Origin of the sequence: Sediminibacterium sp. (assembly GCF_051860225.1) — a bacterium.
Taxonomy (GTDB): Bacteria; Bacteroidota; Bacteroidia; order Chitinophagales; family Chitinophagaceae; genus Sediminibacterium.
This window is the reverse complement of record NZ_JBHYEI010000001.1, coordinates 113968-134937: the sequence shown is the minus strand read 5'-3', so window position 1 is coordinate 134937 and position 20970 is coordinate 113968. Positions and strand designations below refer to the sequence as shown.

Genomic DNA, 20970 nt, shown 5'->3' with positions numbered 1-20970 from the left:
CAACCTTAACAGGTGCTGCAGGGTCAACAGCGTTTACGAGTACAGGATTATTAAATAATGAAACCATTGGAAGTGTAACAATCGCTTATGGCACAGGCTCCGCAGCCACTGCGGCAGTAGGAACATACACTGGTAGTGTTACACCAAGTGCAGCAACAGGTGGAACCTTTGATGCGAATAATTATACCATCACTTATACTGCTGGTAATATTATTGTAGATAGAAAAAATCTTACCATTACTGGGATAACTGCAAATAATAAAATCGTTGATGGTACGACAGTTGCAACCTTAAGTGGCACACCAATTTTAAATGGAGTTGTTGGAACAGATAATGTATTTGCAACAGGAACGCCTATTGCAACTTTTGCAAGTAGCGCAGTGGGTAATAATATAGTTGTAACAGTAACCGGTTATACATTGGGTGGATTGGATGCCGGCAACTATACGGTAAGTCAACCAGCAGGGTTAGCCGCTAATATTACTCCATTAGTCAATATTCCTTCAATCACTTTAACTGGTTCTATTAGTATATTTAATTCATGTGCAACTAAAGAGTCAACTGCGCAAAGTTTTACGGTTAACGGAAGTAATTTATTAACAAACGTAACTGTATCTGCTCCAGTCGGATTTGAATTATCTACTAGTGCAAGCGGATCTTATACTAATAGTTTAGTTTTAAATATAACAAGTGGAACGCTTTCTAATACAACTATTTTTATAAGACTGAACACTGCAATCACAGGAAATCTATCTGGTAATATAGTAGCATCTTCTACAGGGGCTTCTGATCAATCAATTTCGGTCACAGGATTGGTTTCTGCATTGCCAGTAGTTTCTGCAATAACTGGTATTCAGCAACTTTGTTTTCAATCGACTACTCAATTTATGAGTGCAACAGATGGAGGAACTTGGAGAAGTAGTAATACAACAGTAGCAACAGTAAATTCATCGGGTGTCATTAATGGAATGCAACTTGGAAACGCAATAATTAGTTACACGGTAACAAGCCCGTTTGGATGTGAAACAACTGTAAACAGAGCTATTACCGTCAATCCTCTGCCAAATGTAACTGTTACTGCAAGTCCAACCGTTGTTTTAAAAGGGCAGAATACACAATTAAATGCTACTGTGATAGGTGATGTCCCAAGTTTTGCATGGTCTCCGGCAGCCAACATCGTAAATCCAACACAGGCAAGTACATTGGCTCGAGTAACGCAAAATACGACCTATACATTAACTGCAACCTCCGCACAAGGATGTGTAAGAACATCAAGCGTAACAGTTACAGTTAAGGAAGATGAAATATTTGTAGAACCAATTAATGTGTTTACACCCAACGGTGATGGGGTAAATGATCGCTTTATTATTAATAATATTGATCAATATCCTGATAATAAATTGCAATTGTATGATAGAGCAGGTAAGCTCATCTTCGAGCAAAAAAATTATGCGAACACGTGGGATGGTACTATTGGGGGAAAGGTTCTTATAAAAGACACTTACTTCTATATCATAACAATCCAGGGTAAAATAGTAAAAAAAGGAGCTATAACATTGGTTAGATAATTATTTATTAGATTAATTAAGAAAGTATGAGAAGTTTATTAATATCAGTATTTTTTATCTCAACATTTTTATTCATTTGTTGCAATGTCCAAGCTCAGCAGCAAATTGAGAATAGCATGAGCCAGTATTTTCGGAATCGAATTTTATGGAATGCTGGGTTCACCGGAATAGACGGCAGTAAAGTATATGCAATGCAAAATAGAAGCTGGATTGGTTTTGACGGGGCACCTGTTATGACTAATATAACTGGAGAGTTTAACTTTGGTGAAAATTCTTCTGCAGGGTTACAAATAACTGCTGATTTGACTGGAGTTTTATACAGAACTTATGGTGTGTTTAATTATGCTTATCGAGTGAAATTTGAAGAGGCGCATGAGTTACGAATTGGTGTTGCCTTAGCCTTGTCCAGTGATAGAATTAATAACAAATACATTGAACAAGGAGGGCTTGTTGATCCAATTTTGTTAAATAGTATAAACTCAAAAACACAATATGATGGAAATATTGGTTTGGTCTACATTAATAAGAGACTAAACTTAGGGGCATCCTTTTTTAGACTTAGAGAAAATTTTAAATCCAATAATCTTTTTACCGGAAACTTAGCTATTGCTCAAATTGGAGGCACGTACGATATATATTTTAATGATGATGAAGATTTTAACTTAAAGCCTTTAATGTTAATAAAGTTATTCAGAAAAGCGAGTCCAATTCTTGATTTAGGGGCGCAATTTGAATATAATAACAAATTCAATGCAATGCTGGTCTACCAAAGTGTTGGAAATATTAGGGCTGGGGCTGGAATAAAAATTAGCGATTTTGGAGAAGCAAATTTCTTCTACAATACGAATATTAAAATAGCTAATGCTTCCAGTCAACAATATGAAATTGGATTAGGTATAAATCTAAATTCACGAGATTAATTCTTGGCACTTAGTTAATTCTATTTAAATAATTTAGTTATCCTTATTTCTAAAGATCAAGTTATTAATCGAGAATTATTTATTCTGCAATTATTGGCAAAGGGTTTGACAAATAGAGAAATTGCAAATGTACTAGGGATTTCTGTTGAAACTGTAAAGGTGCACAATAAACATATATACCGAAAACTCAATGAAAGAAATCGTTCTGAAGGAATAAGTCTGGTGTTGGTTGCACTTTAAATTGAAAGTACACCAAAGTGGTATTTCATATTTTGGTTCTCTAGTATACCTTTATTTTAATAATGTCTCCTTACTCTTACTAACTCCTCCCAAAAAGTAATACCCTCTTGTTTAAAATCCAATATTTGCTTTGATGCATTTACATAAATGAATTGAGCATAAGTATATTTTAAAAATTAAAAATTAAAAAATGAAAAATTACAATCTGTTTTTTTGCTTGCTAATTGGAGTATTATTAGGGTGTAAGAAAAATGATATAACTCCTTCAGAATCTATCAAGTACAATGCCACTGTAGAAGTAATTAAAGGCATACCTGGCGAATCGGCAACAATTCGTTTTAGTCAGGCGGTTAAAAAAAGTAGTTTAAAGGGGACTATGAATACTACTGATATTGAAGTTTACGCAATCAATGATTCAGTATACAACTTTATATTACCCGTAGTGCCTGCTGGGGAATATGATATTAAATTTCAGGATATTAGTTTGTTGTCTAAATTGAATATTAGTATAAAGCCCTATCCAATTGTAACGCAAGCTCAACCAGTTATCGATTCTTTTTCAACAGCCTTCAGTAATGCAATTGATTCCTTAACAAAACTATCTAATTCCGCAATAGCACCTATTGACAAAGCAATTGTTCCATTGTTTAAACAATTTCAAGAGGAGTTTAATACAGCTTATGCTAGTCTAACAGCAAATGAAAAACTTAAGCTTGCTTACTTTTTACGTGAGCATAAAATCGATTATGCTGGGTTAACCACAAAACCCATTTCGCCTATTTATTATAATGCACAATTAGGTGGTTATAGTGATCCGTCAGAAGAATTAATAAGGTTAGCAAAAGATTATACTACTAAAGTCATACTCGCTGCAGGCAGTGTTCCATTTTTAATAGGTTCAACTGCGGCTTTTGCGGCATTCCCTAATCCATATACTACTGTAATTTTAATCGGAAGTATCACTACCTATGTTGTACTCAGGGAGGCAGCTATTAAGAGGGCAGAAGAATTGGGTAAATTAAATGGAGTTGTAGAATCAATTACTGATATCATTCCCAATGATTCACGCTCTATTCAACAAACTATCCGATCCCAACAATCTGATATTACTAATGCCAGCACAATACCAGAGTTTAGTGCTGGTATTCCAAAATTTTTAAAAATGCGTGTAGAATATCGAAATTTAATCAAAACCGATATTGGTTTGCATGAAAATATTACTGGTGCATTAAAAAATGATACGGACTTAGAGCGTGAAGATAAAAGAGTTGCAGACCGATTCAATCAAGTAAAAAATGCACTTAAGAAAGTTAATTTGAATTGGGTGTTGTACACTAGTAGAATACCAAACACAGCCATCAAAAAAGTATCATATACAGTTCCTGCGTCAAATATTTTCATAAAATCTGTTAGTGATAATAGACTTAATTATGTTGCCAGTCCTGCAGACTCTGGTATTAATGTGAAACTAAACTCTACAGTTACAGAGAATATCAATTTTAATATGGTTGTAGGGTTCAAATCTAACTTAATCAATAAAAGTTTTGAAAAATCTCTTTCAGCTAAATATATGGGTGCAGTAATTGATTCTACTGAATTATACCGGTTATCTGCAATTGGTAAATATACTGTTACTCAACATGTTGGAAATGGACCAAACAGTAAGTTATTTTGTGAGTTGAAAAATAATAATGAAGCGCTTTATACCATTTTTGATGATCCTAGTTGGCCTAATGGGTATGTATTTAGACAAAATTGGACAGTTCGTAAAATCAACAATGAATATTTTATCACAACTTCCTGGACAAATCCGGGTCACATTCTTAGTGAGGCCAAAAAGTTAACCTATCCAGTTACTTCATTTTTTTACTGGAATAATTATATTAAATGAATAGCAGTTAGGTTCGGTTCAATTTACCGTCCCAATTTATTTGGGGCGGTTTTTTTATGATATTATACTATAACTGCGCCTTATCTTTGTTTTTACGATAAAATTATACCGTGAAAGCAAAACAGATTATACTTATTATACTAGCCATTTTACTGATTGATCAGGGCTCTAAGTTTTACATTAAACTGAACTATTATACAGGCGAGGAACACAATGTCTTGGGAACTTGGTTTAGACTACATTTTGTAGAAAATGAAGGTATGGCCTGGGGTTGGAAATTTGGCGGAGAGTTTGGGAAAATAGCCCTCACTTTATTTAGATTAGGAGCGGTTATTTGGGGATCATTCCTGATACGCAATTTCATCAAGCAGAAACAGCACAAGGGCTTTTTAATTTGTGCGGCGCTGATATATGCAGGAGCCCTCGGCAACTTAATTGATAGTTTATTTTATGGTCTCATCTTCGAAGCCAGCAATCCTTTTACACAGAATGTAGCTACATTGTTGCCAGCTGGCGGTGGCTATGCAGGCTTGTTTCATGGCAAAGTGGTAGATATGTTGTATTTCCCCATCATCACTAATTCGCATTATCCAACTTGGGTTCCAATTGTAGGTGGAGAAGAATTTGAATTCTTTAGACCCGTATTCAATATAGCGGATATGGCCATTTCAACTGGTGTGATAACCATCTTGGTTTTTCAAAATAAGTTCTTTAATAGGCCCGAACAAGAACAACACCATACCGTTGTAACCAACGCAGAAGTAAACGACAAAACCCAGATATTTTAGTTGATTCCATTTTTACAATTTTTTGTAAATCTGGAATATGATTCCATTTTTGCATATATTTGTAAATATGGAGTATAATTCCATTTTTGCAAAATATAGTGCAATGGCCAATTTGATTAAAAGAGAAATACAAGCAGAAGCTACATTTAAGCTCACGCAGTTTAGGGCCTTGTGTATTACCGGTCCAAGGCAAAGCGGAAAAACCACTTTGAGTAAATTGCTGTTCAAGGATAAGCCTTATGTCAATTTTGAAACCCCTACTACACAAGCAGCATTTGAATTGAACCCGGAAGTGTTTTTAAAAAAATACGCTGGAGGTGCCATATTTGATGAAGTGCAACGGGTACCATTACTGTTTAGATTTTTACAGGAAATGCTGGATAAGAATACGAAGAGGGGGCAGTTTATTTTAACTGGTTCTAATAATTTTTTGCTGCAAGAACAGGTTTCCCAATCATTGGCTGGAAGAGCGGGTTATTTATCATTGTTACCATTAAGCTATTCAGAATTAATAGAAAGTAAAATCTCAGTTGCCTCTGTTGATGAATTAATAATAAGAGGAGGATATCCTGAAATATGGAATGAACAATTAAAGCCAACCAATTGGTTAGAGAGCTATGTGCAAACTTATGTACAAAGAGACGTTCGCTTACTGAAAAATATCAATGATTTAGCTGCATTTAATCGATTTGTTTTTTTATGTGCCAATTATGCAGGTCAGTTATTAAACAGAGAGGAGATTGCAAAAAAAACTGGGGTTGATACTAAAACAATTCAATCCTGGATGGGGTTATTAGAAAGTAGTTATTTGATTTTTATGCTGCAACCCTGGTTTGTAAATGCGAATAAACGAATGGTTAAAAGTCCAAAATTATATTTTCACGATACAGGCTTACTCTGTTATTTATTAGGTATTCACAATAAGACTGCATTAAAAAAGCATCCACAATATGGCGCTATATTTGAAAACTGGGCCATTACGGAGATTCAAAAAAATCGATTGAATCAGGGTGTCATTAGTCCGCTTTATTTTTACAGAGATAGTGCAGGAAACGAAATAGATCTAGTGGTAGATAAAAATGAAGAGCAATTTGGAATTGAAATAAAATCGGCCAAAAAATTTGATGCTGCTATGTTCAGAGGCCTTAATCATTGGAATAAATCCAATCCTTCTGCTAATACTTTATTAATTTACGGTGGAGACATGGCAGATGAAATCAAACCTAAGCAAACCTTGCTTCCTTGGAATCAAATCAATCAATTTTAAAATACCTATATGAATAAAATTTTGCTCTTCATTTTAGCCGCAGCTATTACAGCATGCAGTAGCAATCGCGTGGATACTATTGTGCATCATGCGGTAATTTACACCGTTGATTCTGCGTTTACAGTAGTTGAAGCAATGGCCATTAAAGAGGGGAAAATTGTAGCAACTGGAACCAATGAAGCAATTACTAGTAAATACCAAGCCGACAGCATGGTAGATGCAAAGGGCGCAGCAATTTATCCAGGATTAATAGACGCACACGCTCATTTTGTAGGATATGGTGCATCCTTATTTCAAGTGGAATTATACAATACCAAAACATGGGAGGAAACGGTTGATTTAATTGTTGCATTTGCGCAGAAACATCCAGAACTAAAGTTTATAAAAGGTCGCGGGTGGGATCAGAATAAATGGCCAGGAAAAAAATATCCAACCAATGAGTTGTTGAACCAACGTTTTCCGAATATACCCGTGTTAATAGAAAGGGTGGATGGACACGCTTCAATAGCCAATGCCGCAGCATTAGCACTAGCAGGCATTAAGCCAGGAGACAAAGTAGTAGGTGGAGAAATTGAAACTAAGAATGGCGTATTAACAGGCGTATTAATTGATAATGGCGATGCAGCAGTAAATGCTAAAATGCCAACTCCCACAAAAGAAGAATTAACTGCTTGGCTACAAACCGCAGAAAAAAATTGTTTTGCACAAGGCTTAACTACAATCACCGATTGTGGGTTAAATTACCAAGATGTAGATTTTATTGATGGCCTGCACAAGAGCAATCAATTGAATATGCGTTTGTATGTGATGTTATCTGATAAAGATGCCAACTACGAAGCCTACTTAAAAAAAGGCCCATACAAAACCGATAAATTATTTGTGAATGGATTTAAAGTGTATGCAGATGGAGCGCTAGGAAGTAGAGGAGCTTGTTTGTTGAAACACTATTCGGATCAACCAGGATGGGGTGGATTTTTATTGCGCAATAAATCACATTATGATTCATTGGCGCAAGTATTGAGTAAGACTAATTTTCAAATGTGTACCCATGCCATTGGAGACAGTGCCAACAGAGAAATCTTAAACATTTATAACAAGTATTTACAACCGGGTAATGATAAGCGCTGGAGGATTGAACACGCCCAGATAGTAGCACCCGAAGATTTCAATTTATTTGGTAAGGTGAACGTAGTTCCATCAGTGCAACCCACTCATGGAACCAGTGATATGTATTGGGCAGAAGCCAGACTGGGCAAGGAACGCATGAAGGGCGCGTATGCTTTCAAAGACTTATTAAAACAGAATGGATGGTTGCCATTAGGTACTGATTTCCCAGTAGAAGATATCTCTCCATTCAAAACATTTTTAGCAGCAGTGGTGCGCAAAGATGCAGCAGGCTATCCAGCGGAAGGATTTCAAATGGAGAACGCATTAACACGCGAAGAAACCATTAAAGGCATGACTATTTGGGCAGCAAAAGCAGGGTTCTTAGAAAAGGAGGTAGGAAGCATAGAAGTTGGTAAGAAAGCTGATTTTATTTTGTTGGATAAAGACTTGATGAAAGTTGCGGAGCAAGATATTCTTAAAACTAAAGTTACTGCTACTTATTTAGGAGGTAAGAGGGTTTATTAATATACTTTAATGTAAAAGCAAAACATACAATACTCTCGGTCTCTCCATTTCAACTAAAATAGAATAGGGGGGTGAACATACCAATTCTCGCTGCCCCCAGATTTCAACTTGTGTAAATTGTAATACTTTAAAATACTGCAAGTTGAAATCTGGAAAATGCTCGAATCAGTATGTTCATCCCCCTCTTTAAATACTTAATCTAGAAATTTGAGAAATGCTCCAATCAGTAAAAACAATAGAATTACCCTGAATTTGTATAACTCATGCGTGAATGAATAGCTGAACCTTTGCACCTTAACAATACAATTAAAAATGAAAAAGACGATTTTAATTACAGGTGCAAGTAGTGGTATCGGTAAAGAAACCGCAATCTACTTTCAATCTCAAGGATGGAATGTTGTTGCAACCATGCGTAATCCTGATGCAGCGGTTGAACTAAAGCAATTAGATCAGGTATTGATTGTTCCTATGGATGTGTTGGATTTGGATTCCATCGAAAGGGCAATCAGTTTAGGCATCAACCACTTTGGAACGATTGATGTATTGCTCAATAATGCAGGGTATGGCGCTTACGGTCCATTAGAGTCCTTTAAACGAGCACAAATATTACGTCAGTTCAATACCAATGTGATCGGACTTCTAGATGTTACCAGGGCTATTCTGCCTCATTTTAGAGCGCATCAAAAAGGAATCATTATTAATATATCCTCTATAGGAGGAAAGATCACTTTCCCATTGGGAAGCCTGTATCATGGAACAAAATTTGCCGTAGAAGGTATTTCTGAATCTTTGCATTATGAAGTGGAACAATTTGGAGGGCAGGTTAAAATTGTAGAGCCAGGTATGATTGCAACCAATTTTGCTGGGACATCATTCGATTTTAGTAATGATGAAAGTATGCCTGAGTATCAAAAAATAGTGGGAGCATTAATGAACGCAATGCCAGTAATGTCTCAAAATGCTTCACCAGCAACTGTAGTAGCAAAAGTCATATTTGAAGCTGCAACTGATGGTAAAAACCAACTACGTTATACTGCAGGAGAGGATGCAAAAGTGTTATTAGCTAATAGGCAGCAATATGATGACACTACTTTTATAAATGGAATGAAAACACAATTTGGCCTTTAATTATGCAATATCTTACAAGTGTATGAAACCGATTATTCATCTTCAAAGTATTGCCGATTTATATCAATTATTCAACTTAGGTCATCATGAACATCCATTGATAGCCGTGATAGATTTTAGTAAAGTAAGTGAGCAACTAGAACAAGACTCAAAAATTACTACTGATTTTTATTCTATCATGTTCAAAAACTATTGTAAAAACCATATTAAATACGGCAGAAAAACCATTGACTTTCAAGAAGGAAATTTGATTTGTATTGCACCTCGTCAAGTAATTGAAATTGATGTTGAAGTAGAGCACAAAGAAAACATGTTGGGCTGGGGCTTGTTCTTTCATCCTGATTTAATCAGGGCAACATCTTTATATGATAAGATTAGTCAGATGAGTTTCTTTAGCTATGAAATTACTGAAGCACTGCATCTTTCGGATAAAGAGAAAAACATTTTATATGAAACGGTACAAAAAATTGAATTAGAACTTCAAGAAAATATTGATGATTATAGTCAGCATATTTTGGTGTCTACTATTGAGTTGCTTTTAAATTATTGTTCCCGTTTTTATGGAAGACAATTGATTACAAGAAGCCAATCAAATAAATCTATTGTATCGCAGATTGAATCGCTATTAAGAAACTATTTTACAGTATCTGATGTAAAGGAGTTACCCTCTGTAAAGTCTTTAGCGGATAAGGTTCACTTGTCATCTAGTTACTTAAGTGATTTATTAAAAAAGGAAACTGGAAAAAACGCACAAGAGCATATTCATTTTTATTTAATTGAGGAGGCAAAAAATAGACTACTCAATTCGCCTTCTACAATTAATGAAATTGCTTTCTCATTAGGATTTGAGTATCCACAATACTTTACTAAATTATTTAAACAAAAAACAGGGCATACACCAATAGAATATCGACAGTTAAACTAACCATGCAACTAAATACAATAAAGAGTGAATTTTCTTGTTCACTCTTTATTGTATTAATTTATCTGTGCTGGGGAGTTTAGTATCCTTGCATTTTGGCCACTCCTCAAATTTTAGCGCTAGTGATCATTTCATTGTAGATAATCATTACAGAGGGTAAACATTCAAATTCGAACATTTCTAAAATTCAAATAGAAGAAAATATCAAAGTGATTATATGTAAAAAAGCAAAACATACAATACGAACATTTTCCAGATTTTAGCTTGTAATATTTTTAGGTGTTGCAAATTAAACAAGCTAAAATCTGGGGGCCGAGAGTATTGTATGTTTTGCTTTTATTTTACTTTAGATTACTTAATCTCACCTACCATATCCGCAGGAATCACCCACTGATCAAATTCCTCAGCAGTTAAGTAACCTAGCTTAACAGCCATTTCCTTTAATGTGGTTCCCTCTTTATGAGCAGTCTGAGCAATTTCAGCAGCCTTGTAATAACCAATCTTGGTATTCAATGCAGTCACCAACATCAATGAGTTGTTTACGTGCTTTTGAATATTCGCTTCAATCGGTTCAATACCTACAGCACATTTATCGTTAAAGCTTACACATCCATCTCCAATTAAACGAGCACTGTGTAAGAAATTATAAATCATTACTGGCTTAAATACATTTAATTCAAAATGACCGTTAGAACCACCAATACTAATAGCCACATCGTTACCCATTACTTGTGCAGCAATCATGGTTAATGCTTCGCACTGAGTAGGGTTAACTTTTCCGGGCATGATAGAAGAACCTGGCTCGTTGTCTGGAATAAATAATTCGCCAATGCCGCTTCTTGGGCCAGAAGATAACATACGAATATCATTCGCAATTTTCATCAAACTAACTGCTACAGTTTTTAAAGCACCATGTGCTTCAACAATAGCATCGTGTGCAGCCAATGCTTCAAATTTATTTTCAGCAGTTACAAAAGGTAAGCCAGTTAGGTCCGCAATATGCTTTGCAACATTAACATCATATCCTTTTGGCGTGTTGATGCCTGTACCTACTGCTGTTCCACCTAGTGCTAATTCACTTAAATGTGCCAATGAATTCTTGATAGCTTTTAAACCATGATTCAATTGAGAAACGTATCCGCTTAATTCTTGACCCACTGTTAATGGAGTAGCATCCATAAAATGGGTACGCCCAATTTTAACTACATGCATAAAAGCTTTGCTTTTAGCAGCAAGGGTATCACGTAATTTTTCAATACCTGGAATAGTTAATTCCACTAAAATTTTATAAGCAGCAATATGCATTGCAGTGGGGAAAGTATCATTACTACTTTGCGATTTATTTACGTCGTCGTTCGGGTGTAAGAATTTTTCTTTATCGGTAAGATTACCACCTTTTAATACATGACCACGGTAAGCAACTACTTCATTTACGTTCATATTGCTTTGCGTACCGCTACCAGTTTGCCAAACAACTAATGGAAATTGATCATTCAATTTACCTGCTAAAATTTCATCACAAACGGTTCCAATTAATTCCGCTTTCTCCGCTGGTAAAACACCTGCATCACGATTGGTTAATGCGGCTGCTTTTTTTAAGTAAGCAAATGCCTGAATAATTTCTTTTGGCATTTTATTAATGTCTTGAGCAATCGGAAAGTTTTCAATACTGCGCTGTGTTTGTGCGCCCCAATAAACATTGGCAGGTACTTTCACCTCGCCCATGGTATCTTTTTCTATTCTAAATTCCATATGGTTGTTTTTATTTTCCTGAAAAATTAGCTTTTCTTTTTTCTAAGAATGCAGTAGTGCCTTCTTTCATGTCTTCAGTGCCAAAGCAGTTGCCAAATTCAGCAACTTCAACTGCGTAACCGTCTACGTTTTCATTGAAAACTGCATTTGCACTCATGATACATGAAGCAACAGCCAATGGCGCTTTTTCGTTGATAACAGATAAAATGGAAACCCCTTTCGCAATTAATTCTTCTGGTGCTACCACATAATTGACTAATCCATATTGTAATGCAGTGTTAGCGTCAATCATACCCGCACTCATGAGTAATTCCATGGCACGTCCTTTACCAATTAGTTGCACCAATCTTTGTGTGCCACCGTAGCCTGGAATTAATCCTAGGTTCACTTCGGGTTGCCCAAATTTTGCGTTGCTCGATGCAATGCGGAAATGGCAACTCATCGCTAGCTCACATCCACCCCCTAATGCAAAACCATTTACACAAGCCACTACAGGCTTAGGAGAATTTTCGATTCTAAAGAAAATGTCTTGGCCTTTTTTTGCCAATGCCATTCCCTCTGCAACAGTAGCTCCAGCAAATTCACTGATGTCTGCACCTGCAACAAATGCTTTAGGGCCAGCACCCGTTAAGATGACACTTTTAATGTCTGGATTGTGATACACTTCGTCCATAGCACTATTCAAGTCGGTCATGACTTGTTGATTAATAGCATTTAATTTATCTGGACGATTAATGGTAATGGTAAAAATCCCTTGATCAAGAGAAGTCAATAAGGTCTGGTAAGCCATATCGTAAAATTTGCCGCAAAGATACGCCAGATAGATTATTGATTAAGTTTATAGCAACTAGAAACTTCTGTTAATCCCCACCCATTCCTCTATATATTTCGCTATATCGGTGGTAGGAGTGCCAGGAGCAAAGAGTTTACCCACTCCCATTTCGTTGAGTTCATGCATGTCTTCGTCGGGTATAATCCCACCGCCGGTGAGCAAAACATCGTTCATGTTTTTCTCTTTCATTAACGAAATAATTTTCGGGAATACGGTCATATGTGCACCACTTAAAATGCTGATGCCAATGGCGTCCACGTCTTCTTGTAATGCAGCATTTACCACCATTTCAGGCGTTTGGCGTAAGCCTGTATAAATTACTTCCATGCCTTCATTGCGTAAAGCAGTAGCAATAATTTTTGCTCCGCGATCATGCCCATCCAATCCAACTTTTGCTACTAAAACCCGTATAGGTCTTTTCATAATGACTGGTTAATTATGTTCAAGTATACTCAAGACTTTTTGAATTCTATTTACTGTTTCTTGCTTGCCAATTATTTCAGCGATATCAAATATGCCAGGTCCAAATTTACCCCCTACCAACATGACGCGCAAGGGCAACATGAGCTCCCCTGGTTTCAGTTGATGCGCTGCAGCAATTTCTTTAAAGGTATTTTCTAAATCATGTGTTTCCCAAACAATGCTGCTTTCAAATGCGTTAGATAACTCAATAAAGAACATATTTTTTTGATCATTCCATTTGGGTTGGATGGAAGCAGTATCCCATTTGGTAGGGCTCATAAAAAAGAAAGAACCCTGTGTTACAAAATCAGCCATTAATGTGCAACGTTCTTTAACTAAATCAATCACACGCAATAACTTTTCACGATCCCCCGCGGATCCCGCAACAGAGCCAAACCCAGCAACCCCAGCCGCAGCAAGGGTTTCCGCCACTTGATCCGCCAAATCTGCAGCAGTAGCGCGTTTGATCCACTCCTGATTGTACCACAATGCTTTTTCATAATTAAACTTAGCACCGCCCTTGTGTACCCGCTCCATTGAAAATGCAGCAATCAGTTCATCCATAGTAAACAGTTCATTATCGGTACCATCATTCCAACCCAATAAAGCCAACAAGTTTACAAACGCTTCGGGTAAAAATCCACGCTCTTTAAAACCAATCGTTGTTTCGCCCGTTTTAGGATCGGTCCAATCCATGGCAAAAACAGGAAAGCCCAAACGATCTCCATCGCGCTTACTTAATTTACCATTTCCATCAGGTTTTAAAATCAATGGAAGATGCGCCCACTCAGGCATTTCGGCCGACCAACCTAAATATTTCCACAACAAAATATGGACAGGTGCACTAGGCAACCATTCTTCCCCACGAAAAGCATGGGTAATTTTCATTAAATAATCATCCACTACAACCGCTAAATGATAAGTAGGCATACCATCTGCTTTCAACAATACTTTGTCGTCTACCTGCGAAGTATTGAAACTCACTTCTCCACGAATCATATCATTAAAAGAAACCGTTTCATCCAATGGCATTTTAATACGCACTACATGCGGCGTTCCTGCAGCCAATAACTCAGCCACTTCCGTTTCAGAAAGTGTTAAGGAATTACGCATTTTAGTACGCAACAAATGATTGTACTGAGGCGAAGGATTTTCATCTGTTTTATATTGCGCACGCATTTTTTCTAACTCATCAGGCGTATCAAAAGCATAATAAGCATAACCTGCATTCACTAATTGATCAGCATATTGTTTGTAACTGGCTTTGCGCTCACTTTGTCTGTACGGAGCATAAGGCCCGCCATGCAAAGGGCTTTCATCAGGTGTAAGCCCGCACCAGGCAAGGGTATTGAAAATATATGCTTCAGCACCTTCCACAAATCTTGTTTGATCGGTGTCTTCAATTCTAACAATAAAATCTCCTCCATGCTTTTTAGCAAAGAGATAATTAAATAAAACGGTTCTAACGCCACCTAAATGCAAGCCACCTGTGGGGGAAGGTGCAAAACGAACCCTAACTTTCTTCTCCATGCTGCAAATATAAATCATTCATGCAGCCCTAATGAATATCTTTGATTAATGTATTTGGTAAAAACACCTTGGTGGTTAAGAATGATCTATTCGGGTTATACTTGGCGTATGCCCCTAACCGATAAAGCTATTTACCTGACATTTGATGATGGACCCCATGAAGTGGCAACCCCATTTGTATTGGACACTTTAAAACAATACCAAGCTAAAGCCAGTTTTTTCTGTATTGGTAAAAATGTACGGTTGCATCCAGAAATATACCAACGCATCATTGCAGAAGGTCATACCGTAGGTAATCATACAGAGAATCATTTAAATGGATGGCATACCCCGAACAACGAATACCTCAAAAATATTCAACAAGCGGAGGAAGTTATCCAAAGCAATTTATTTAGACCTCCCTACGGAAGAATTAAACGTTCACAAGCCAAGGCACTCGATAAGCAAATTGTTATGTGGGATGTGCTCAGCGGCGATTTTGATCCAAACCTAACACCAGAAGGATGCTTGGCTTATTGTATTAAACATACCGAAGCTGGATCCATTGTAGTATTTCATGATAGTGCCAAAGCTTTCGATAAAATGAAATACGCATTACCTAAAATGCTCGATTATTTTTCACATCAAGGATTTAAGTTTAAATCGCTGTAATTAGATTGTAGCAAGGGTTTGTAATCGTTAATAAACGTTTACAGATATTTATATACGATTATAAAAATGGAAGGCCAGGGTAGAAACCCCAGCCTGTTTTTAATCCGTACCCTATGAAAACAAAGGTTACTGCTGCTGTTTTTCAACATTCGCAGGGATGCATTGAATATCTTTGCTAATCGTCTTTCGTTTAATTGCCTTTCGTGCATATATAAACGCCTTGTCAAGAACTTTATTTTAAAAGCGCTAAAAAAAATGTAGAATTTTACAGAATGAAATTGATTGATACACACTGTCATTTATATGTAGAAGAATTTAAAAATGATCTAGAGGCAGTAATAGCAAGGGCTCAGGCGCAAGGAGTGGAACAATTTTATTTGCCAGGAATAGATAGTGAATCTATACCTGCTATGTTGGCATTAGAAGCTGCATACCCAGGGGTATGTAAAGCCATGATGGGATTACATCCTTGTTATGTGAAAGAAAATTATTTGCAAGAATTAAATTTAGTGCAATATTGGTTGGAGCAAAGAGATTTTCCTGCTATTGGAGAGATTGGGCTTGATTATTATTGGGATACCAGTTTTAAAACCCAACAACAAGAAGCTTTTGCAACCCAAATGGGCTGGGCGCTCGAAAAAGGACTCCCCATTGTGATTCATACCCGAAATGCCATGCAAGAAACGATTGAGATGGTTAAGCCATTTGCAGCAAAGGGTTTGAAGGGAATATTTCATTGTTTTAGTGGATCCTATGAATCAGCCAAGCAAATTGTAGATATGGGATTTTTATTGGGGATCGGAGGGGTGATAACGTATAAAAACGCAGGTTTGCCCAAAGCTTTAGAAAATATAGGAGTGGAGCATTTAGTACTCGAGACCGATGCACCTTATTTAAGCCCAGTGCCCTATCGCGGCAAACGCAACGAAAGCGCATATCTCCTGCATATTGCAGAAGTATTGGCTGGGGCCAAGGGGATTACGGTGGCCGAGTTAGCCAGCATTACAACAGCCAATGCAATCGCTTTATTTAGAGGATGATTAGGTGGGTAGGAGTGTTTAAGCTGAAAAAATATGGGCATTTGCGCCTATATTTGCAGCCCATTAATAAACAGAGAGGTGTCCGAGTGGTTGAAGGAGCACGCCTGGAAAGTGTGTAAACGGGAAACTGTTTCGAGGGTTCGAATCCCTTCCTCTCTGCAATAAGTTATGATGCAAAACCCCGACATAGTCGGGGTTTTTTTATGTCCCGATTCGATTCCGGGACTTCAGTCCCGAGGGAGAAGAGGGACATAAAAAAACCGGGCACGCAAGTGCCCAGGTTTTGCTTCATTATAATATTGCTACCCCCCACCATGGGATCAGCGCAGCAAATCCCATGGTGGGGCAGCGCAGCAAATCCCATGGTGGGGCAGCGCAGCAAATCCCATGGTGGATCAGCGCAGCAAATCCCAACACCGACCTACTTAAAGTATACATCCCTCAACCTAATAATATCCTGCTTTTTCAACAAGCGCTGATATCCATCTAAATAAACAAATCCACCATCTCCTAATTCAATCCTAGCAAAACCATGATTAAACATGCCTAATTTCGTAATTGGTTGAGTAATCTTTAACTGAATTCTTTTACCGCTTCTGTCAATATAGGCATCCCCAACACTATCTTGAACAAAGGCCAAACCTCTTTTTTCGAAGTCAGTAGCAATGGTAAAAGTCAAGGGAATAAACTCTTTTCCAGTGGTATCGATGTATCCCCTTTTAGTAATAATATCTTCCCCTTTACCTGTTTGGTAATGATAATTTGAAATAATTGCCAGCCCATTTTTGAAAAATCCAATATCGTTATACTTAGGCTGGACGATAATATTACCCTTCCTATCAATAACCCCATATTTCCCAGAAGCTTTATCTATGAATCTTGCAAAATTTTCTTGATAAGGGAACAAATTGTAAAAGGTTAATGGAACAATCACTTTGCCAGATTGGTCAATAAACCCGCTCAAAGATGATTGGGTTGCTAAAATCATTCCAGCATCATCTAGATATCCTAATGACTCGTATTCAAAAGGAATGATGGTTTTATCATTTCTATCAACAGCACCCCATTTCCCATTATACTCAACCACAAATAAACCTTTATCATGAAAGCTAGTTTGATTGTATTTAGCTGGAATTAATTCCTTAAAGCTTTTGTCCATTAAACCAAACTTGTCATTTTTGTGAAGAAACACAGTAATATCATCTTTGCCAAAATCATATACAGATTGATAATCAGGAAAGATTTTTACAATTTTGCCAGTACTATCTACATAGCATGGAATGTCTTCCCTGGTTATGCCAGCTGCAAGTCCGTTAGAAAACTGCTGCAATTCTTTTAGTTCAGGAATATAAGTCACTTGGCCATTGAGTCTAATAAATCCAATACTATCTGATGATATCACTATAGCTTTTCCTTCTTGAAAATCATATATATCAGGGGCGGTACCCTCTAATTGGGCTGCCAACCTTGCTATCTCTAGCTGCTCTTCCATAGTATAACTGCTATCATTTACATTACTTTGATCTTTAGCATTGTTGCAAGCAGTTATAGACAAAACCCAAAGGGTAAGTGATACAATGATTATTTTAATCTTTTTCATGATAGGGGTCAATTGGTTTGTATGATAATATTTTTTCAAAATTATCTATACAAACATGTATGCATATCCCCTCTGGACGGTATTTATTTGAAACAAATAGTTAATAGTTATTTGTTGAAAGATACTAAACCTAAGAAATGATATTGGTCAATTGTGGGAACAATATTTTTTAAGTGAGCGTATAAAATTCAATCGCTATAATTACTCGATTGTAAATGGAAAGAAACAAAAGTCAAAATTCCAGTTGCTTTTGTTAAGGTATATCCTGATGCTAAATTTTTAATTATTAATAAAGAGAATTATTTTAGGTGGATTTCTAATGACGAACGTATATGATTCAAACAGCTAAAGCTTACTTATTCGACCTAAACGGCACCATGATTAATGATATGGATTACCATACTCAAGCATGGTATGAAATAATCACTAAAGATTTAAACACACCGCTTAGTTGGGATGAAGTAGCCAGAGAAATGTATGGGAAGAATAAAGAAGTGTTAACCCGTATTTTTGGTCAACATCATTTTACTGATGAAGAAGTTATTCGTTTGTCTAACCAAAAAGAAAAAAGATACCAAGCTTTATATAAGCCCAAATTAGCAGGGCTACCAGGATTGATTCCTTTCTTAGAAAAATCGAAAGCCGCTGGAATTAAAATGGGGATTGGTTCTGCAGCAATTCTTGATAATATCGAATTTGTATTGGATGGATTAAATATTCGGTCCTTTTTTGATTCTATTGTTGGCGCCGAGCATGTTCAAGAGAGCAAACCACACCCTGAAACTTTTTTAAAAGTTGCAGCGGACTTACAAATTAATCCAGCAGATTGTATTGTTTTTGAAGACGCACCAAAAGGAGTGGAAGCTGCATTGAATGCAGGTATGCAATGTATTGTGTTGACTACTTCTCATGCTATTAAAGATTTTGAGGGCTACACAAATATTTTGTGTTTTGCACAAGACTATCATAGTTTAATGTAAAAAAAGGGGCCAGCATTTTTTTGCTAGCCCCTTTTTTATTAAGAGAAGGTTCTTACCAGAATCGAACATATAATACTGTCAATAGTAATAAGGTAATTACAATTAACACTATTACCGACTTACTAACGGCAAACATGCTTTTATCAAAAATGAAAGCTTTAGGATTAATTTTTGGTCCACTGAAGCTGATTATTACCATTAATAAAGTAGTGAAAAAGAAAGACCATCCCATATTAATTAAGAAAGGAATTTCATATCCACCTTTCCCGTTTGGATAAGCAGTATACAAAATGGTTTCATTTCCTAAAACCCCTGGTGCATAGTTGTTAAAGAATACAGATAACAAAAATCCACAGATCACACCCGCAATGGCTGCAGCTCCAGTAGTTCTTTTCCAGAACATGCCCAATAAGAACATGGCAAATACACCAGGGCTAATAAAGCCAGTATATTTTTGAATAAAAGTAAAGCCACCTTCACCACCTATGCCTAGTGTATCGTTCCATGTAAATAAGACACTCACAAACATGGCTAGTAAAATAGTTAGACGACCAATCCAAACCATATTTTTTTCATCCGCATTGGGTCTGATGTATTTTTTAAAAATATCTAGCGTAAAAATGGTAGAAATGCTATTGGCTTTACCCGCAAGTGATGCAACAATGGCAGCGGTTAATGCGGCAATAGACAAGCCTTTTAATCCACTTGGTAAGAAACTTAAGATTGCAGAATAAGCACCGTCTTTACTTCCACCTTCTAATTGCGGTAAGTGACCATTCTTGTACAAAACAAATGCAGCAATACCCGGTAACATTACAATGAGCGGCATCATCAATTTCAATAAGCCTGCAAATAAAATACCTGTTCTAGCTGTTTGAAGATTTGCACCTAGTGCGCGTTGGGTAATATATTGATTGCAACCCCAGTAATTCAAGTTTACAATCCACTGTCCGGCAAAGTACATAGACAAACCAGGAAGTACTAAATATTTATTAATTTCTTCTTGAGTAGCATTGGGTCCTGGTTTATCTAGTATCATATGAAAATGATCGGGTGCTTCTTTAAGCAAAGTATTAAATCCAGCAAGTACACTACTTCCCATTCCGAATTTTTCACTAACAATCAGTAACGCCATATAAGTAGTGGCCAATCCACCAATGATTAAAACAGCCACTTGAATCACATCCGTGTATCCAATTACTTTCATTCCTCCTAGGGTAATGAATAAAGCAAATACAGCCAATAAAATCATGATCACGTGCAAGTATTCACCACCTACTAATCCATTGATAGCAACAGCTCCTAAGTAAAGAATAGATGTAAGATTTACAAAAATGTATAAGAACAACCAAAACACTGCCATGATTAATGCCACCGTTTCATTGTAACGGTTGGTTAAAAACTGCGGCATGGTAAAGATTTTATTCTTCAAATAAATCGGCATAAACCAAATGGCAATAATGATTAAAGCCAATGCAGCAATCCATTCATAAGCGGCAACTGCAATCCCAACAAAAAAACCCTCGCCGCTCATTCCAATAAATTGCTCTGCAGATATATTAGAAGCAATAAGTGATGCACCTATTGCCCACCAGGTGAGTGAGCCCTCGGCTAAGAAAAAATCTTTTGTATCAGCAGTTGCTTTCTTTTTTTTTTGATAAATCCAATAACCATATCCTGCAACAAGAATAAAATAAAAAAGAAAAACAATTATATCGATGGTGGCAAGTCCTTTCATAATGAAGTTTCTTATGTTGAATAAATAGA

At 36.6% G+C, this 20970-nt stretch carries 18 protein-coding genes and 1 tRNA gene; 13 read left to right on the top strand and 6 right to left on the bottom strand.

The genetic code is table 11. The features are described 5' to 3' along the window. The 9 genes from ACTIEI_RS00510 to ACTIEI_RS00470 all read left to right on the top strand — a co-directional run. A partial coding sequence (locus ACTIEI_RS00510) for a gliding motility-associated C-terminal domain-containing protein (protein WP_439504315.1) occupies positions 1 to 1568 on the top strand: 1568 nt, incomplete at its 5' end. A 26-nt stretch (positions 1569 to 1594) separates the two neighbouring features. Beyond that, positions 1595 to 2488 carry a PorP/SprF family type IX secretion system membrane protein gene (locus tag ACTIEI_RS00505; protein ID WP_439504314.1) on the top strand — a complete coding sequence of 298 codons (894 nt, stop codon included), beginning with the start codon at positions 1595 to 1597 and terminating at the stop codon, positions 2486 to 2488. Positions 2489 to 2527: 39 nt separating this feature from the next. Then, complete coding sequence (locus ACTIEI_RS00500; protein ID WP_439505530.1) at positions 2528 to 2728, top strand: response regulator transcription factor; 201 nt, start codon at positions 2528 to 2530, stop codon at positions 2726 to 2728. A gap of 190 nt (positions 2729 to 2918) precedes the next feature. After that, positions 2919 to 4619, top strand: coding sequence for a hypothetical protein (locus tag ACTIEI_RS00495; RefSeq protein ID WP_439504313.1), 1701 nt, complete (start codon positions 2919 to 2921; stop codon positions 4617 to 4619). Between the two features lie 110 nt (positions 4620 to 4729). Next, on the top strand, positions 4730 to 5407 hold the full coding sequence (locus tag ACTIEI_RS00490; RefSeq protein WP_439504312.1) for a lipoprotein signal peptidase: 678 nt from the start codon (positions 4730 to 4732) through the stop codon (positions 5405 to 5407). Positions 5408 to 5444: 37 nt separating this feature from the next. Beyond that, positions 5445 to 6674 carry an ATP-binding protein gene (locus tag ACTIEI_RS00485; protein WP_439504311.1) on the top strand — a complete coding sequence of 410 codons (1230 nt, stop codon included), beginning with the start codon at positions 5445 to 5447 and terminating at the stop codon, positions 6672 to 6674. A 9-nt stretch (positions 6675 to 6683) separates the two neighbouring features. Then, positions 6684 to 8306 (top strand): amidohydrolase, encoded by a 1623-nt coding sequence (locus tag ACTIEI_RS00480; protein ID WP_439504310.1) that lies wholly within the window; start codon positions 6684 to 6686, stop codon positions 8304 to 8306. Positions 8307 to 8618: 312 nt separating this feature from the next. Then, positions 8619 to 9434 carry an SDR family oxidoreductase gene (locus tag ACTIEI_RS00475; RefSeq protein ID WP_439504309.1) on the top strand — a complete coding sequence of 272 codons (816 nt, stop codon included), beginning with the start codon at positions 8619 to 8621 and terminating at the stop codon, positions 9432 to 9434. A 22-nt stretch (positions 9435 to 9456) separates the two neighbouring features. Beyond that, complete coding sequence (locus tag ACTIEI_RS00470) at positions 9457 to 10359, top strand: helix-turn-helix domain-containing protein (protein WP_439504308.1); 903 nt, start codon at positions 9457 to 9459, stop codon at positions 10357 to 10359. A 348-nt stretch (positions 10360 to 10707) separates the two neighbouring features. Here the strand turns inward: ACTIEI_RS00470 and fumC are convergent, their stop codons facing one another. Genes fumC through gltX form a run of 4 tightly spaced genes read right to left on the bottom strand, consistent with a single transcriptional unit; the run spans position 10708 to position 14932 of the window. After that, positions 10708 to 12108 (bottom strand): class II fumarate hydratase, encoded by a 1401-nt coding sequence (gene fumC, locus ACTIEI_RS00465; protein ID WP_439504307.1) that lies wholly within the window; start codon positions 12106 to 12108, stop codon positions 10708 to 10710. A gap of 10 nt (positions 12109 to 12118) precedes the next feature. Then, entirely contained in the window at positions 12119 to 12898 is a 780-nt protein-coding gene (locus ACTIEI_RS00460) for an enoyl-CoA hydratase/isomerase family protein (protein WP_439504306.1), read from the bottom strand. 57 nt (positions 12899 to 12955) lie between these two features. Then, entirely contained in the window at positions 12956 to 13363 is a 408-nt protein-coding gene (locus tag ACTIEI_RS00455; protein WP_439504305.1) for a cobalamin B12-binding domain-containing protein, read from the bottom strand. A 9-nt stretch (positions 13364 to 13372) separates the two neighbouring features. Further along, positions 13373 to 14932, bottom strand: a complete 1560-nt coding sequence (gene gltX / locus ACTIEI_RS00450) for a glutamate--tRNA ligase (RefSeq protein WP_439504304.1) — start codon at positions 14930 to 14932, stop codon at positions 13373 to 13375. A gap of 48 nt (positions 14933 to 14980) precedes the next feature. Here gltX and ACTIEI_RS00445 point away from each other — a divergent pair, with 48 nt between their 5' ends. The 3 genes from ACTIEI_RS00445 to ACTIEI_RS00435 all read left to right on the top strand — a co-directional run bounded on the left by ACTIEI_RS00445 (position 14981) and on the right by ACTIEI_RS00435 (position 16782). After that, complete coding sequence (locus ACTIEI_RS00445; protein WP_439504303.1) at positions 14981 to 15583, top strand: polysaccharide deacetylase family protein; 603 nt, start codon at positions 14981 to 14983, stop codon at positions 15581 to 15583. Between the two features lie 272 nt (positions 15584 to 15855). Further along, a complete protein-coding gene (locus tag ACTIEI_RS00440) occupies positions 15856 to 16623 on the top strand; it encodes a TatD family hydrolase (protein ID WP_439504302.1) in 768 nt (255 codons plus the stop codon). Between the two features lie 72 nt (positions 16624 to 16695). Further along, a tRNA-Ser gene (locus ACTIEI_RS00435) sits at positions 16696 to 16782 on the top strand. 262 nt (positions 16783 to 17044) lie between these two features. Here the strand turns inward: ACTIEI_RS00435 and ACTIEI_RS00430 are convergent. After that, complete coding sequence (locus ACTIEI_RS00430) at positions 17045 to 18223, bottom strand: WG repeat-containing protein (protein WP_439504301.1); 1179 nt, start codon at positions 18221 to 18223, stop codon at positions 17045 to 17047. A 332-nt stretch (positions 18224 to 18555) separates the two neighbouring features. On the opposite strand from ACTIEI_RS00430, the gene ACTIEI_RS00425 reads away from it, so the two are divergent. Then, entirely contained in the window at positions 18556 to 19203 is a 648-nt protein-coding gene (locus ACTIEI_RS00425; protein WP_439504300.1) for an HAD family hydrolase, read from the top strand. Positions 19204 to 19255: 52 nt separating this feature from the next. On the opposite strand, the gene ACTIEI_RS00420 is transcribed toward ACTIEI_RS00425, so the two are convergent. Further along, positions 19256 to 20941 (bottom strand): sodium:solute symporter family transporter, encoded by a 1686-nt coding sequence (locus tag ACTIEI_RS00420; RefSeq protein WP_439504299.1) that lies wholly within the window; start codon positions 20939 to 20941, stop codon positions 19256 to 19258. Positions 20942 to 20970: the final 29 nt, after the last annotated feature.

Bases quoted from the DNA above. Each gene is read 5' to 3' on its own strand.
- ACTIEI_RS00440 (WP_439504302.1), top strand. From the start codon at position 15,856: ATGAAATTGATTGATACACACTGTCATTTATATGTAGAAGAATTTAAA.
- ACTIEI_RS00505 (WP_439504314.1), top strand. From the start codon at position 1,595: ATGAGAAGTTTATTAATATCAGTATTTTTTATCTCAACATTTTTATTC.
- ACTIEI_RS00480 (WP_439504310.1), top strand. From the start codon at position 6,684: ATGAATAAAATTTTGCTCTTCATTTTAGCCGCAGCTATTACAGCATGC.
- ACTIEI_RS00430 (WP_439504301.1), bottom strand. From the start codon at position 18,223: ATGAAAAAGATTAAAATAATCATTGTATCACTTACCCTTTGGGTTTTG.
- fumC (WP_439504307.1), bottom strand. From the start codon at position 12,108: ATGGAATTTAGAATAGAAAAAGATACCATGGGCGAGGTGAAAGTACCT.
- ACTIEI_RS00445 (WP_439504303.1), top strand. From the start codon at position 14,981: ATGTATTTGGTAAAAACACCTTGGTGGTTAAGAATGATCTATTCGGGT.
- ACTIEI_RS00425 (WP_439504300.1), top strand. From the start codon at position 18,556: ATGATTCAAACAGCTAAAGCTTACTTATTCGACCTAAACGGCACCATG.
- gltX (WP_439504304.1), bottom strand. From the start codon at position 14,932: ATGGAGAAGAAAGTTAGGGTTCGTTTTGCACCTTCCCCCACAGGTGGC.
- ACTIEI_RS00485 (WP_439504311.1), top strand. From the start codon at position 5,445: ATGATTCCATTTTTGCATATATTTGTAAATATGGAGTATAATTCCATT.
- ACTIEI_RS00470 (WP_439504308.1), top strand. From the start codon at position 9,457: ATGAAACCGATTATTCATCTTCAAAGTATTGCCGATTTATATCAATTA.
- ACTIEI_RS00455 (WP_439504305.1), bottom strand. From the start codon at position 13,363: ATGAAAAGACCTATACGGGTTTTAGTAGCAAAAGTTGGATTGGATGGG.
- ACTIEI_RS00475 (WP_439504309.1), top strand. From the start codon at position 8,619: ATGAAAAAGACGATTTTAATTACAGGTGCAAGTAGTGGTATCGGTAAA.
- ACTIEI_RS00420 (WP_439504299.1), bottom strand. From the start codon at position 20,941: ATGAAAGGACTTGCCACCATCGATATAATTGTTTTTCTTTTTTATTTT.
- ACTIEI_RS00495 (WP_439504313.1), top strand. From the start codon at position 2,919: ATGAAAAATTACAATCTGTTTTTTTGCTTGCTAATTGGAGTATTATTA.
- ACTIEI_RS00460 (WP_439504306.1), bottom strand. From the start codon at position 12,898: ATGGCTTACCAGACCTTATTGACTTCTCTTGATCAAGGGATTTTTACC.